We start from the raw sequence: 15,043 nt of genomic DNA, 5'->3' as shown, positions 1-15,043 counted from the left end.
AAATAATGTGAATTGAGGTAATAGCAATTGCCATTTGAACGAATGCTGGATAAAGAGCCACAGCAGTTTGAAGTACTCCTCAGGATGATGGGGTATGTGATGATCGCGATTCTTGTTGTGATCTATTATTTCACTTCACAAAACCAAAATTATCAGATTTTATACCCTCTATTTATTTTCTTGCTGATTCTATTGGCACCCCGAATTTCACACAGTATCCAATATCGTTATGGTAGTAAAACCAGACGTTTTGCGTTCTTTATTATTGATGTTGTTGTTGTAGCTACCGCCTTAGCAGCAGTGCATTTAAGTTTGTTGCCAACATTTGTTTTCCTGTTTGGATTGGTGTTTACCGCCGTTAATAATAAAATTTCGATGATGGTGAGTTCGATTGCAATTTTAGTTGCGATCATTGTTTTTTATATTTGTACAATTTTTATTTTTGGTTTTGAAGATTATTTCCAGCAAACTTCAATCGAATTGTCCGTAGTCTCGTGTATATGTGCGATTCTTTTTGTGAATTTTGCTAATTATTATCAGAATCGACGTGTAAAAAAATTAGATGTTCAACGTCAAACTTATTTTAAAGAAATGAATCGATATATTGAGTTATCGAATCAGTTAAGCCGCTATGCACCAATTCAATTGTGGCAATCAATCATGCGTGGTGAAACTGAAGCGAAACTTGAATATAAACGAAAAAAAATTACGATTTTTTTCTCTGACATTCAGGGATTTACTGAGCTTTCAGAGACTCTTATTCCAGATGACTTAGCTTTTGTTTTGAATGACTATCTGAGCCATATGACTGAAATTGCCAAGCAATATGGTGGAACAATTGACAAGTTTATGGGAGACGCGATTCTCATTTTCTTTGGAGATCCAGATTCGCAAGGGGTTGAACAAGATGCCAAAAATTGCATCGATATGGCGATGGCAATGCGTCAACAAATGAAATTTTTGCGTGAACGCTGGGTGAAAATGGGATACTCAGCACTGCATATACGTATGGGCATTAGTACTGGTTATTGTCACGTTGGTAACTATGGCGCAGTTCATCGAATGGCATATACCATTGTTGGGCGGGATGCGAATTTAGCTGCAAGACTTCAAAATGCTGCAGAAATTGATGAAATTTTAATCTCGGATGAGACTTATAAGTTAGTTAAAAACTATTATCTTTGTGCACCTCAGGAACCTATAGAGCTGAAAGGGATTCATGGTTCAATTAAAAGTTGGCAGGTCATGGAAAAATATAGCACCAAGCAAACCCATCAGCATTGGTTTGATTATGAGTACAAAGGGTTTCAACTGGTACTGAATATGGAAGAAGTACAAAATTACGAATATGCTGAATTAATCGCAGTTTTAGAAAAAATGATTGAACGTATTAAACTTCAGCAGGATTTAACCAACTCTTCTGGTATTGTGAAATTAAAAATATCTGATGAAGTAAAATATCTAAATTAGGATTTTATATCTACACAAATAAAAAGGTCACTTAAGTGACCTTTTTTATATGGTTTTACAAATGATTAATGATTTTCAGAAGCATGGTTAATCGTGTACTTCGGAATTTCAACTTCTAAATCATCATTTTCAATTTTTACTTGGCAAGAAAGACGTGAATCTGGCTCTAGACCCCAAGCACGATCGAGTAAATCTGCTTCTACATCATTCATTTCTTCGAGACCATCAAAACCTTTACGAACAATAACATGGCAGGTCGTACAAGCTGCTGACATATCACAAGCATGTTCAATTTTGATACCATTTTTTAGAAGGCTTTCGCAAAGATTGGCATTTTGCTCAACTTCAAACTCAGCACCTTCAGGGCAAATTTGCGCATGTGGAAGAACTTTAATACGTGGCATAAATTTTTACCTATGTTTAGTTTGAGTTTGACCAATCGTCAAGCTTAGTGCCTTTGAGAGCATGATCAATATGTTGATTCATTCGTTTTGCAGCAAATGCATCACTATGAACTTTTAACGCAGCAACAGCAGCTTCAATTGCTTCAATATCAGAAGTTTCAAGTTGTTGAGCCAAATGAGTTTGTGCCGAAATTAAATCCTGAGCTTCCTGTTCAGTCAAGAGTTTAATATCAGCTTTAAGCGCTTGAGAAAGAGCTTCAAGTTCTCGTTGAGCTTCAACTTTAGTTTCATGTAAATGACGAAGGGCTTTATCTTCTGCTGCAAATTTAAAACCATCAACCAGTAGGCGCTCCATATCAGTATCAGATAAACCATACGATGGTTTAATATCAATCTGAGCTGAGACGTTAGATGTTGTTTCACGAGCAGATACCGATAAGAGACCGTCAGCATCGACTTGATAAGTCACTTCAATGCGTGCTTGACCAGCAGTCATCGGTGGAATGCCGCGTAAAACAAAACGTCCGAGACTACGGCAATGTTCTACTAAATCGCGCTCACCTTGGACAACATGGATTAACATCGCAGTTTGACCATCTTGATACGTGGTGAACTCTTGACGACGAGCGACAGGAATTGCAGTATTGCGTGAAATTAATCGCTCTACTAGTCCACCCATGGTTTCAATACCAAGTGATAATGGTGTTACATCAAGTAGTAGAGAACCATCTGTACTATTACCAATTAATTGGTTGGCAGTAATTGCAGCACCGATTGCAACGACTTCATCTGGATTAATGGTACACAGAGGCTCTTGACTAAATACTTCTGCTACAGCTTTTTGTACCGCATAAGAGCGAGTAGAGCCACCTACTAAAACGACATTTTTTATATCGTCTAATTTCAATTTAGCGTCACGTAATACTCGTTTGCACACTGAAATCGTTTTATCTAGAGCAACTTTAATGATGCTTTCAAACGTTGAACGATCCAAAGTTAATTCGTTTTCTAAAAGCTGAAGATTAACTTGATCTTGGTCCGATAAAGCTTCTTTCGCTTTACGTGCTGCAACAAGGAAGTGTGCATACTCGTTATCATCTAAGGTCTCGATATTGAGTGATTTTTTAGCCCACTTGACGATAAGACGATCTAAATCATCGCCTCCAAGTGCAGTGTGTCCACCTGTAGCGAGTACCTCAAATACACCCTGTGAGAAACGTAGGATGGAGACGTCGAAAGTACCACCACCTAAGTCGTAAATCACATAATTTTGATCTGTACTTAAATTTGTTGCTTGATCTAAACCATACGCTACAGCTGCTGCTGTAGGTTCGTTTAATAATCTCAGTACGTTTAAACCAGCGAGCTGTGCAGCGTCTCGTGTTGCTTGGCGTTGTGCCTCATCAAAATAGGCAGGTACTGTAATGACAGCACCATTTATGGGATTCTTTAAACTTGCTTCAGCGCGATCTTTTAGGTTTTTTAGAATTTCAGCAGAAATTTCCACAGGTGTTTTACGACCTTGCGCTGTTTCAAAAGCAGGCATCTGATTGTCTTCACCCACCAATTGATATGGGTGTTGAAATTTAATATCAGCTTTTGAGCGTCCCATAAAACGTTTTACAGAAACAATAGTATTCTGTGGGTCACGAGTTATAAACGGTTTTGCGTCATTGCCGAGCACAGTAGAGTTTTCAGCATAATGTACGATAGAAGGAAGTAACACTTGACCTTGTTCATCATTTAGAACTTTAGGTTTGCCAGAAAGCACAGTTGCTACAAGAGAGTGGGTCGTACCTAAATCAATACCAATAGCAATGCGATGTTCATGTGGCGCACTTGATTGTCCAGGTTCAGCAATTTGCAAGAGTGCCATGTGTTAAATCCCTTGAAAATAAAACAAAAAAATAAAATTAGAATTCGTCATCTAAGTCAAAATCTTCATCATCGAGAATACGGTCTTCAGCTTGATGTATATCATTCATCACTTTTTGGAAGAAACGTAATTTTCGAACAGTATCGCGAGACTCAGCCCAATCTTCAGCTTCATAGTCTATTTTGAATTCGCGAACTAAACCATCAATCCATTGTCGCACTTCAGTTTTTAAAGATGAAAGTTGTTCAGAACTTTGAGCTTCATCTAACTGTTCACGAATTTCTAATGCAGATTGTAAAAATTCGAAATCATTGATGGATTGATCTAAATGATAGTCTTGTTTTTTGAGTGTAAGTAAATATCCAGCACGGCTGTCAACTTGAGATAAAACTTTATAAGCTTGATTGATTTCGCTAGATTTGATCAAGGCTTGGTCTTTATTTTCAGCTTTATCTGGATGATATTGTTGCTGCAATTTTAGAAAGTTAGCTTTCAAAGTTGCTAAATCAATATCGAGTGCTACAGGGAGATTAAACAACTCAAAATGATTCATGGATTGGAAATTCCAAAATAGTGAAAAATAAAAGTGGGCGCTGAATAGAATTAAAACAGTGCAGGGCACTGTTTTAATCAGGTAAAAAGAGAATGATTATCTTAAACAGTGAAAGATTCACCACAACCACATTCACCTTTTTTGTTTGGGTTGTTGAATTCAAAACCTTCGTTTAGACCATTTTTAACATAGTCCATTTCCATACCTTCTAGATAAACAAGGCTCTTCGGATCAACGAAAACTTTAACCCCAAACTGTTCAAAGACTTGATCATGTTCGTCAACTTCATCAACGAATTCGAGAACATAAGCCAATCCAGAACAACCTGAAGTTTTCACACCAACGCGAATACCTTCACCCTTACCGCGATTCAATAAATAATTGCTGATATGAGTTGCAGCATTTTCAGTTAAATTGATCATGAAAACTCCATTCAATCATCAAGCGCTAAATTAAGCTTTCGCTTTTTTGCTACGGTAGTCTTCTACAGCAGCTTTAATTGCATCTTCTGCAAGTACAGAGCAGTGTACTTTTACAGGAGGAAGCGCAAGTTCATTTGCAATATCAATATTCTTGATTTGCTGTGCTTGGTCTAAAGTTTTACCTTTTAGCCATTCAGTTACAAGTGAACTTGAAGCAATTGCAGAACCACATCCGTAAGTTTTGAAGCGAGCTTCTTCAATTACACCATTCTCATCCACTTGGATTTGAAGACGCATAACGTCACCACAAGCTGGTGCACCGACCATACCTGTACCTACGTTTTCTGCGTTTTTATCTAAAACACCAACATTACGAGGATTTTCGTAATGATCAATCACTTTTTCGCTATAAGCCATGATGCGTCTCCAAACCTCAGGGTCGGCTGATAATATTTAATATGGGTGCATCTTATTAAATTTCAATATTTAAGCTTAATAAGATGCATGTGTTTGGTTTAAATTAGTGTTCTGTCCATTCAACTTTCGACAGATCAATCCCTTCTTTGTACATATCCCAAAGTGGAGAAAGGTCACGTAATTTTTCTACAGCAGCTTTTGTCACTTCTAGTACGTGATCAATGTCTTCTTCAGTCGTATATTTACCAAAACTGAAGCGAATTGAACTGTGTGCTAACTCATCAGATAAGCCTAATGCACGAAGAACATAAGAAGGTTCTAATGTTGCAGAAGTACAAGCTGAACCAGATGAAACAGCAGCATCTTTAAGTGACATCATTAAAGATTCACCCTCAACGAAGTTAAAACTTACGTTTAAGTAGTTTGCTACGTTTTGAGTCGGATGACCATTTAAGAAAACTTGTTCAAGATCTTGTAGACCATTCCAAAGTTTGTCACGTAGAGTGCGTAAGCGAGTTTGTTCAGCAACTAGGTTTTTACCTGCAAGTTCAAATGCTTCACCCATACCAACGATTTGGTGAGTTGCAAGCGTACCAGAACGCATACCGCGCTCATGACCACCACCATGCATTTGAGCTTTAAGACGCACACGTGGACTACGACGTACGTAAAGTGCACCGATACCTTTAGGGCCATAAATTTTGTGAGCAGAGAAACTCATTAAATCAATTTTCATGGTTGATAAATCGATTTCAACTTTACCAGCAGCTTGAGCGGCATCTACGTGGAAATATGTCTTATTCGCACGAGTTAATTCACCAATAGCGGCAACATCAGTCACAGTACCAATTTCATTATTGACCATCATTAATGAAACAAGAATTGTATCTGGACGTAAAGCAGCTTGAACCATTTCAGGAGTAATTAGACCTGTTTGAGCTTCTGGTTCAAGATAGGTAATTTCAAAGCCTTCTTGTTCTAATTCACGGCAAGTATCTAAAATTGCTTTATGTTCAATTTTACTCGTAATGATGTGTTTGCCTTTTGAAGCGTAGAACTGTGCAACACCTTTCAGTGCAAGGTTGTCAGATTCTGTAGCGCCAGATGTCCAAACGATTTCGCGTGGATCTGCTTTTACAAGATTTGCAACTTGCTCACGAGCGTATTCAACTTTTTCTTCAGCTTGCCAACCATATGCGTGCGAACGTGATGCAGGGTTACCAAAAGTCCCATCGAATGTAAGGCATTCCATCATGCGCTCAGCAACTTGTGGGTCGACTGGAGTCGTTGCAGCATAATCAAGATAAATTGGACGTTTCATGTCAAATACCTGTAACCGATAAAAGGGCTGAATCTAATGGAGCTGTATTCTGGCGGATCGCAACAGTTTGAACGTTATCGCGAGCAACTAAATCAGCAAGAGAGATTTTAGCTAAGTAATCGGCAATGTGGAGGGAGAGTTCTTGCCATAAATCGTGAGTTAGACACATTGCGCCATTTTGGCAGTTACCTTTGTGGTCACAACGTGTTGCATCAACAGTTTCGTTTACAGCTTCAATAATTTCTAAGACCGTAATATCAGAAGCATTACGCGCTAAATGGTATCCACCATTAGCACCACGTACACTCGAAACCAAGCCATGACGCTTTAATTTAGCAAATAGTTGTTCTAAATAAGCCACAGAAATAGTTTGGCGAGTAGCAATTTCTGCCAAAGTAATGGTTTGTTCAGTCGGCTGCAAAGCTAGATCAAGTAATGCAGTCACTGCGTAGCGACCGCGAGTGGTTAAGCGCATGATTCGATACACGTGTAAAAGGCTAGATGATGAAATTTTATGAATTCCGACTAATTTAGTCAAGTATTTTTTCTAAAAACCAACTAAATTAATCGGAATTAAATATGGCGAGGATTTAAACAGATAAAACTTTATTATTTTAATAAATATTCAATAAATTATACACGATTAAAGCCACGAATAGAACCGAAACTATCCCGAACGCAATATTGGTGCGTTTTTGGTTGGTTTGCATGCGACGAATACGATTTTTATATTGTTTTACCTCTACTTGAAGTGTATTGATTTTAGATCTTTGTAAGTCAATTTTTTCAAGTAATGGTGCAATGCGTTTTCTCGAAGCCTTTGTGTCTTGGTCTTCAGAAGCTGTTGTTAACCAGTTTTTCCAATCTGAAAGTAATTTCGGTGTTGAGAGATGTAATGCTAAATCTCTGAATTCGTCTTTAAGGTTTTGATCACCTTCAATACGCATTTTTTTCAAACTTCTGCGGTTTGCAAACCCGAAAATTTGAATGATATCGACTAAAGTACTACTTACCTTGAGGTCAGGTTCTTTTTCTGGCGCTTGAAGGTCAAATAAGATGCCTTTATCCGTAAATTGGATATAAAAGTCAAAATAGGGGATATAGCTATTCATTTTAATTGTAATTTGTTGTTCTACAAATTTTTTTGCTTGAAGGCGAACAACACGGTCATGTTTTAAGACGAAAGAATAGAATGTCTCTAAAACTAACATAACAATGTTAAGCAACAAACGGGTATGACCTTGTTGTTGTTGCGATTCACTCATAAATAAATCCTATTCAAATTTAATAAATCTAAAAAGTTCTATTAACACAAACTTAAATTAAGTCTAAGATTACATCATTTATCATTGCTTTGTAGAACAGTTTTGAACAAGGTTCAATAGCGATATTTGATATTATCAATGTATTTTATGCACGAATAGTCAGTTTAGAGGCTAAAATATACAGGAGTGTAACGGTGGATCAAGATGTAAATAACAATAAAGAACAGGAATTAATGGACAACTCACAACCTGCAAACTCACGTAAAACAAAGCATCAACGCAAGTCCACACTTGATTTTCGTAAATATACTAAACAAATTTGGCTTGCTGGTTTAGGTGCTTTTTCTCGCGCAGAGGAAGAAGGTAATAAAATGTTTGACTCTTTAGTCAAAGTTGGTGAAGAGCTTGAATCAAAAACGGTTGAATTTACAGATCAAACAGTAAACAAAGTTGCGGAAAAAACTAAAGAGTCTGTTACGGATAAAAAAGATAAGGTCGAAAAACTTTTAGATCATGGGGTGAGTACTTCGCTTAATCGTATTGGGCTCGTCTCAACTAAAGATGTACAACATCTTGAGAATATGATTTTAGATATTAACCAGAAATTAGATGTGCTCATTGCTGAAAATCAAGCTTTACGAGCTAAACTCGAAAAAAAATGATGGATTTAGAGATAAAACTGTAATTTTGGTATTTTTTGTCGCTTATTTTGATCAAAACAGGTCGAGCAGTATTGCGTTTCCCCCCAAAGCATTGCTATAAAGTCGTCATGGCCTTTTAAAATACAAGCCTTGGATTTTAAACAAACGATATAAGAGGACGTAATCTTCATGAATAAATCAGAATTGATTGATGCAATTGCAGAGAAAGGGGGATTGTCTAAGACTGATGCTGGTAAGGCATTGGACGCGACTATTGCTTCTATTGGCGAAGCGCTGAAAAAAGGTGACTCTGTTACTTTAGTAGGATTTGGTACTTTCAGCGTTAAAGATCGTGCTGCACGCACTGGTCGTAACCCGAAAACTGGCGAAGAATTACAAATTAAAGCAAGCAAAGTTCCTAGCTTTAAAGCTGGTAAAGGTTTAAAAGATTCTGTAGCTTAATTCTTATTAAGTCCAAAACGCGCCGACTTGGCGCGTTTTTTATTAAAAAGAAAATTTATGGCTTCATCTGATATATTCGGTTTGGATTATCAGTTAGAATCGCTTTGAAATAAAATATTGGAATACCTATGGAATCGTTTCGTAAACTCATTAAAGGGTGGCTCGGCAAAGTCCTTCTAGTATTATTTTTGACACCATTGGCATTGGTCGGTATTGAAGGCTATTTCGGTGGTGGAAACAAAGATGGGATTGCTAAAACCGTTAATGATTTAGAAATTTCTAATAAAGAGCTAGAAGTTCAAACGAAGAATTATAAAGATCAATTCTTACAAATGGTTCAAGGTGATGAATCACTTCTGAATCAATCGTATATTGAACAAATGGCTCTAGATAGTTTAATTGATCGTGCTTTATTGGTTCAGCAGGCTGAAAAGTTAGGCATCAGTTTAAGTGATGCTCAGATTGAACAAATGATTGCTCAACAGCCAAGTCTGCAGGTTGATGGTAAATTTTCACAACAAGCTTATGAAAACTATCTTCGATCAATTAATATGACGAGCCAGGGTCTAATCCAAAATTTAAGACAAGATCATGCGCTTCAAATGTTAGTTTCAAGCATTCGTGATAATTCTTTGGTAAGCCAAAGTGATATTCAGCAAATCGCAAATCTACAAGGTGAGCAACGTACGTTATTTATGTCATCTGTAAAATTGGATGATTACAAAACGTCTTTAAAAATAACTGATGCTGAAGTCGCTGCTTATTATGAAAAACATAAAGTGCTGTTTAAGCAACCAGCCTCAGTTGATCTTGATTATGTATTGGTAACGCCTGCTATGGTAGCAAATGCCACAACAACTGTTACAGATGCAGAATTAAAACAAGCTTATGATCAATATGTAACTCAACAAAATAAAAATGCCAAAGTTGAAGTCCAACATATTTTGATTACAACAGATAATCGTACTGCGCTTGAGGCTGAAAAAATAGCCAATGAGGTCTATGCAAAAATTAAATCAGGATTATCTTTTGCAGAGGCCGCTCAACAGTATTCTGAAGATTCTAGTTCCAAAGATAATGCGGGTCGAGTTGATGGTTATGAAGCCGGTGTATTCGGTGATGCTTTTGATAATGCAGTTCAAGCTTCAAAAGGTACGATTTCTAAGCCAGTAAAAACCGATTTTGGTGTACATATTATTCAAGCTAAAGCTGATCAAGTGAATGTTGCTAGTTTTGAGTCTGAAAAAGCACGTCTTGAAGCTGATTTATTAAAATCTAAAAATGCCAATGCTTATTCTGATCTAGTAAATGGTTTGAACGAGCTCGTTGTAAGTAGCGATGCATTAGATGTAGTCCCTCAGGAATTAAAATCGGCTAAATTGGTCACTGCGAATAATGTAACTCTTGCCACTCAAAATACAGTCCTAGCGGATCCTGCTGTAAAAGCTAAGATCTTTAGTCAAGATGTAAAAAATGGTGATCGTAACGCGACCAGCAATATACAATTGGCGAATGGTGATACAGTTTGGTTGAAAGTTCGTGAATACCGTGAAGCTGGTGTTCAACCTTTATCAGTAGCAAAAGCGAAGGTTAAAGAAAAGCTGTTGAATCAAAAGGCATATGAAGCTGCTCAAGCAAAAGTTGCTGCAATGTTAAAGGATTTTAAAACACTACCTTCGCAGCAGGTTTTAACTAAGCATCAGCAATCTTTCGTAAATGCTGGTGTTTTTAGTCGTTCTCAAGGTCTTAAACGAGAAATTGAACGTGCTGCATTTAGTGTACCTGCACCTAAAGCAGGAATGTGGTCTGTGACTACAGCTCAATTACCAAATGAAATGGTAATTATCGGTGTGGCTGAGGTAAAAAAACCATCTATGGATTCGATTTCGGCTGAAGAAAAACAGCAGCTTGCACAGCTCTATCAAAACTATCGTGGTACACAATTACTTAAAGATTACACTGAGTATTTAAAGTCAGTTGCAAAAATTAAGTAACTCACCAGTAATTCTATCTTCATAAAAAAGCACTTCGGTGCTTTTTTTATTTTGCTATGATTTATTCAATTCGATTAATTCAAATAAGTATTCCGATACTGGCTTGGACTGCATAGATAATGTTTTTTGAAGGCTTGACTAAATGCGGTCTCTGATGAATAACCAACTTTGTGCGCGATTTGTTGGATTGAAAGCTGGCTCAAGCGTAAAAGTTGACTGGCTAATCTTAAACGGTGTTTCTGTAAGTATGCTAATGGTGTTTCATTCACCATATTTTGAAATAAATGAGCGAATTTTGAACGCGACATAAAGCAAGTTTCTGCCAATGATTCTACAGTCCAGTTTCGTTCTGGTTGGCTGTGAATCGCTGAAAATGCAGGGCTCAATTCTGGGTGAGTAAGTGCATTTAACCAGTTATTCTGATCTGTAAGCGTGGAAATGTAATCTCTCACGCATTCGATTAACATAATACTCACCACGTGATCCATAATCTTATGGCGACCAGGTCGGTTCATCTTGGTTTCATCAGCCACGAAATAAAGCCCGATCCTTAACCACTCCGGCTCTCTAGCATTCAGTGCATTGTTTAAATGGATATAAGTGGGTAAGGCTTGAATCAATGGTCCACCCATAATACTGTCCATGTTAGATCGTATACTGAAGATGAGAGATTTCTCAGATTTATCATCTTCGTCACCGAGGATAATTTCATCATCTCTTAAACCTTTAAATAAATGATCTATTTGAGTAATGTTGACTAATCTTTGTTCTTGATGGCTATAGGCTTGATGTGACATTCCAGAAGGAATAATTGCCATATCTCCAGCTTTTAAGTGTAGCTGTTCGCCATTTTGAAATTTAAAAAAGGCTTGACCGTATAATAAAATATAGGTAATCATGGCTGTTTGATGACTTAACTCAAAAGCCCATTTACCTTGTGCTTGAAGGTAGAGATATTCCGTATTTTTGAGGTGAATATCTTCAAAAACTTGACTGAGGGCATCCATGTTTTTCGTATATTCCCTATACGCTTACAATTGCTGAATCTTAACATGTGTAAAGATTTCTATAATGTATTTTAGCTTCAAAATCGTTGTGGAAATACGACTCAATAGCTTTTTTGGACGATTACGACTGTATTTGAAATTTGAAATGAACAAAGATAAAAATAAGAAATAGAAAAGGAAAATGGCAAGTGAATGCAAAGGTAAAAGTTGAAGAGTTATTGAGTCAGAACCCGATAGCGCAAGGCTTACAACTGGATAAGAAGCGTTACTTATGGTTGCTTAGTCCAGCACTACCTGTATTAGGGATGGGCTTTTTGGCTGGATATCAATACGGACCTAAAGCAACTAAAAAATTGTTTGCATTAGGTGGACCTTTATTATTACACGTAATTATTCCCACCATTGATGCTTTGGTCGGTACTGATGAGAATAATCCGAGTGATGAGCAGATCAAAAAATTAGTCAGTGATCCTTACTATGATCGTATAGTAAAAATGTTTGTGCCTTTACAATATGCAGCCAATTTTTTTGCTGGATATGTGGTCTCTCGTAAAGAAACCCCATTGTTGGATCAGTTGTTGATTGGTTGTACTATGGGGTTGATCAATGGTATTGGTGTGAATACTGCCCATGAACTATGCCATCGACCGAAGCGTGCAGATCATTATTGGTCACACGTGACACTAGCACCACTTGGATACAATCATTTCCGTATTGAGCACCCATATGGGCATCATAAGCGCGCAGCTACTCCAGAAGATCCAGCGACCTCTAAGATGGGTGAGACCTTTTACGAGTTTCTTCCAAGAACCATTAGCGGTGGCTTGAAGTCAGCAATACAGATTGAAAAACATCGATTAAATCGTAAGGGTGAGTCGTTCTTTTCACTGAAAAATGAGTTATTTCACGGCGCAGCCATTAGTGCAACTTTTCACGCAACGATGCTAAAACTGTATGGTAAGAAAATTTTACCATTCTTAGCCATACAGTCACTTTACGGTGTGACTTTATTTGAAATGGTCAACTATCTTGAGCACTACGGCTTATTGCGAGAAAAGAAAGAAGATGGAAGTTATTCGCGTACTATGCCTGAACATAGTTGGAATAATAATAACATCACAACCAATCTATTCTTATACCAGTTGCAGCGCCATTCGGATCATCATGCTTATCCGACACGACCATTCCAAGCATTGAGAAACTTTGAAGAAGCGCCAGTGTTGCCAAGTGGATATGCGACGATGTTGATCCCAGTTTTAATACCTAAGTTATGGTTTAAAATTATGGATAAGCGCGTATTTGACCATTATGGTGGCGATTTAAATAAAGCCAATATTCATCCAAAACGACGAGCAAAAATTTTTAAAAAATTTGGTGTTATTGATAAATTATTGGGCTAACACTCAAAAATAAAAAAACCGACCATAGGTCGGTTTTTTTATAATACTTTTAACATGCGTATTTCGCATGCATCACTATGTCCAGTATTTCCTAATGGGTGTTCTAGATGTTGAAAACCTAATTTTTCATATAATTTTACAGCCTGCCAGAGAGATGCTGTGGTTTCGAGATAAATTTGCGTGTAACCCTGATCTCGTGCAAATTGGATACATTTTTCTAGAATTTGTTTTGCAAAACCCAAACCTCGTATTGAGGGCATAAAATACATTTTTTGTATCTCTAGGGTGTTTTCGTGGCACAGCAAAGGTGCAATGCCCCCACCACCAAAGACCTCGTGTTGGTCATTGCTAATAACCCAATATATGGAGTGAGGTTTTGTATAAACGTCATAGAGTTGATCTAGAATTGGATCTGCTACTGCGAAGCCTGATTCAGCAGCGAGAGCAAACTCCACTGAGACTTCACGAATGATTTTTGCAATATGGGGATTATCTTGGGGTTGAATAGTTCGAATAAAGTACATAATCGATGAAACTTAGTAAATCTTCACAGAGTATATCTAAGTTTCATCGGAGTTGAGTTTAATTCAACGTGATTTATTTCAATTCGCTTGATGATTTTCCAAGTTCACGGCGCGCAACAATAAGCTGTTGAATTTGTTGTGTGCCCTCGAAGATATCTAGGATTTTGGAGTCACGCGCCCATTTTTCCAACAACTCATCTTCGGTATAGCCTACACTTGCAGCAAGTTCGACACACTTCAATGTAATTTCATTACAAATTCGTCCAGCTTTCGCTTTTGCAATTGAAGCTTCACGCGAGTTAGGCTTTTTATTGTCAGCCATCCATGCAGCTTTTAGGGTTAATAAACGAGCAGCTTCCCATTCTGCTTCCATACGATAAATCTGAGCTGCAATATTTGAGGATTGAAGGTAGGGGGTGGCATATTCAGCATCTAGTTGGTCTTTAAAAATTTCCTTGATACGCTCTAAAGACGCTTTAGAGCACCCAACTGCCATTGCGGCCACAAGAGGGCGTGTATTATCAAAAGTTTCCATGACGCCAGCGAAACCTTTTGCAACATCGATTTCAGCATTGCCTAATAAATTTGCAGCAGGGACACGACAATCGATAAAGCGAATGACAGCAGTATCTGAAGCTTTAATTCCGAGTTTATGTTCAAGACGTTCAACGGTCATGCCAGGCGTGCCTTTAGGAACAACAAATGATTTGATTGCTGCACGCCCAAGTTTTTTATCGAGTGTTGCCCAAACCACGACTGAATCAGCTCGTTCACCAGAAGTGACGAAAATTTTCTCGCCATTTAAAATATAATCATCACCATCTTTAGTCGCTGTGGTGCGTATTGCTGCAGAATCAGATCCACAGCCTGGCTCGGTAATTGCCATCGCAGCCCAAGTTCCTTTGAAGCGTTCAAGTTGCTCTTCATTGGCTACAGCAGCAATTGCAGAGTTACCTAATCCTTGGCGAGGCATGGTAAGTAATAAACCAGTATCGCCATAACACATCTCAATTACACCCAAAGCAGTAGACATGTTCACGCCATTTTTGTTGCCTTGAGTAGTATCTCCACGTTTATTGACGGCAGCGCCAGCATTCATGCCATCGCCACCTTCATTCATACCATCCAATAGGGATGCTAACATGTCGAGTTCTTTGGGATAAGCATGTTCAGCTTTATCATATTTGCGTGAAATAGGGCGAAGCACGTTTAACGCTGTCTGATGAGCTTGATCAACAAGCATTTTAAATTTTTTCGGATTTTCTAAATTCATCATCTTTGTCCTTA

16 protein-coding genes are annotated in these 15,043 nt (G+C 37.8%); 5 read left to right on the top strand and 11 right to left on the bottom strand.

The window, feature by feature from the left end:
- Window positions 1–27: 27 nt before the first annotated feature.
- The gene (locus tag AC1M9M_RS00740) at window positions 28–1,470 is read left to right on the top strand and encodes an adenylate/guanylate cyclase domain-containing protein (protein WP_481595335.1); all 1,443 of its coding nucleotides are present in this window, start codon (window positions 28–30) and stop codon (window positions 1,468–1,470) included.
- Window positions 1,471–1,535: 65 nt separating this feature from the next.
- Here the strand turns inward: AC1M9M_RS00740 and fdx are convergent, their stop codons facing one another.
- The 8 genes from fdx to AC1M9M_RS00700 all read right to left on the bottom strand — a co-directional run bounded on the left by fdx (window position 1,536) and on the right by AC1M9M_RS00700 (window position 7,728).
- Complete coding sequence (gene fdx / locus AC1M9M_RS00735) at window positions 1,536–1,874, bottom strand: ISC system 2Fe-2S type ferredoxin (RefSeq protein WP_035263630.1); 339 nt, start codon at window positions 1,872–1,874, stop codon at window positions 1,536–1,538.
- Window positions 1,875–1,890: 16 nt separating this feature from the next.
- Window positions 1,891–3,750 carry a Fe-S protein assembly chaperone HscA gene (gene hscA, locus AC1M9M_RS00730; protein ID WP_481587493.1) on the bottom strand — a complete coding sequence of 620 codons (1,860 nt, stop codon included), beginning with the start codon at window positions 3,748–3,750 and terminating at the stop codon, window positions 1,891–1,893.
- A 37-nt stretch (window positions 3,751–3,787) separates the two neighbouring features.
- Window positions 3,788–4,303: a Fe-S protein assembly co-chaperone HscB gene (gene hscB / locus AC1M9M_RS00725; RefSeq protein ID WP_481595334.1), complete on the bottom strand. Its 516-nt coding sequence runs from the start codon at window positions 4,301–4,303 to the stop codon at window positions 3,788–3,790.
- Between the two features lie 101 nt (window positions 4,304–4,404).
- Complete coding sequence (gene iscA / locus AC1M9M_RS00720) at window positions 4,405–4,725, bottom strand: iron-sulfur cluster assembly protein IscA (RefSeq protein WP_035263624.1); 321 nt, start codon at window positions 4,723–4,725, stop codon at window positions 4,405–4,407.
- Window positions 4,726–4,755: 30 nt separating this feature from the next.
- Window positions 4,756–5,142, bottom strand: a complete 387-nt coding sequence (gene iscU / locus AC1M9M_RS00715; protein ID WP_035263622.1) for a Fe-S cluster assembly scaffold IscU — start codon at window positions 5,140–5,142, stop codon at window positions 4,756–4,758.
- 103 nt (window positions 5,143–5,245) lie between these two features.
- Complete coding sequence (locus tag AC1M9M_RS00710; RefSeq protein WP_035263620.1) at window positions 5,246–6,463, bottom strand: IscS subfamily cysteine desulfurase; 1,218 nt, start codon at window positions 6,461–6,463, stop codon at window positions 5,246–5,248.
- A 1-nt stretch (window position 6,464) separates the two neighbouring features.
- Window positions 6,465–6,938 carry an Rrf2 family transcriptional regulator gene (locus AC1M9M_RS00705; protein ID WP_035263618.1) on the bottom strand — a complete coding sequence of 158 codons (474 nt, stop codon included), beginning with the start codon at window positions 6,936–6,938 and terminating at the stop codon, window positions 6,465–6,467.
- 139 nt (window positions 6,939–7,077) lie between these two features.
- Window positions 7,078–7,728 (bottom strand): hypothetical protein, encoded by a 651-nt coding sequence (locus AC1M9M_RS00700; RefSeq protein WP_481595333.1) that lies wholly within the window; start codon window positions 7,726–7,728, stop codon window positions 7,078–7,080.
- Between the two features lie 233 nt (window positions 7,729–7,961).
- Between AC1M9M_RS00700 and AC1M9M_RS00695 the strand changes: the two genes are divergently transcribed.
- The 3 genes from AC1M9M_RS00695 (at window position 7,962) to AC1M9M_RS00685 (ending at window position 10,825) form a co-directional block, all read left to right on the top strand.
- Window positions 7,962–8,390: a phasin family protein gene (locus tag AC1M9M_RS00695; protein WP_481595662.1), complete on the top strand. Its 429-nt coding sequence runs from the start codon at window positions 7,962–7,964 to the stop codon at window positions 8,388–8,390.
- Between the two features lie 168 nt (window positions 8,391–8,558).
- Window positions 8,559–8,831 (top strand): HU family DNA-binding protein, encoded by a 273-nt coding sequence (locus tag AC1M9M_RS00690; protein ID WP_035263613.1) that lies wholly within the window; start codon window positions 8,559–8,561, stop codon window positions 8,829–8,831.
- Window positions 8,832–8,959: 128 nt separating this feature from the next.
- Window positions 8,960–10,825, top strand: a complete 1,866-nt coding sequence (locus tag AC1M9M_RS00685) for a SurA N-terminal domain-containing protein (protein WP_481595332.1) — start codon at window positions 8,960–8,962, stop codon at window positions 10,823–10,825.
- A gap of 74 nt (window positions 10,826–10,899) precedes the next feature.
- Here the strand turns inward: AC1M9M_RS00685 and AC1M9M_RS00680 are convergent, their stop codons facing one another.
- A complete protein-coding gene (locus tag AC1M9M_RS00680; RefSeq protein WP_481595331.1) occupies window positions 10,900–11,832 on the bottom strand; it encodes an AraC family transcriptional regulator in 933 nt (310 codons plus the stop codon).
- Window positions 11,833–12,020: 188 nt separating this feature from the next.
- Between AC1M9M_RS00680 and AC1M9M_RS00675 the strand changes: the two genes are divergently transcribed.
- Window positions 12,021–13,232 carry an alkane 1-monooxygenase gene (locus tag AC1M9M_RS00675; RefSeq protein WP_035263607.1) on the top strand — a complete coding sequence of 404 codons (1,212 nt, stop codon included), beginning with the start codon at window positions 12,021–12,023 and terminating at the stop codon, window positions 13,230–13,232.
- 38 nt (window positions 13,233–13,270) lie between these two features.
- Here the strand turns inward: AC1M9M_RS00675 and AC1M9M_RS00670 are convergent, their stop codons facing one another.
- Entirely contained in the window at window positions 13,271–13,756 is a 486-nt protein-coding gene (locus tag AC1M9M_RS00670; protein WP_481595330.1) for a GNAT family N-acetyltransferase, read from the bottom strand.
- A gap of 73 nt (window positions 13,757–13,829) precedes the next feature.
- Entirely contained in the window at window positions 13,830–15,029 is a 1,200-nt protein-coding gene (locus AC1M9M_RS00665) for an acyl-CoA dehydrogenase family protein (RefSeq protein ID WP_035263603.1), read from the bottom strand.
- Window positions 15,030–15,043 lie beyond the last annotated feature (14 nt).

The sequence above is a fragment of the Acinetobacter sp. ANC_7503 genome (assembly GCF_056780035.1).
The sequence above is the reverse complement of the archived record's forward strand: the minus strand, read 5'-3'. Positions and strand labels throughout refer to the sequence as shown.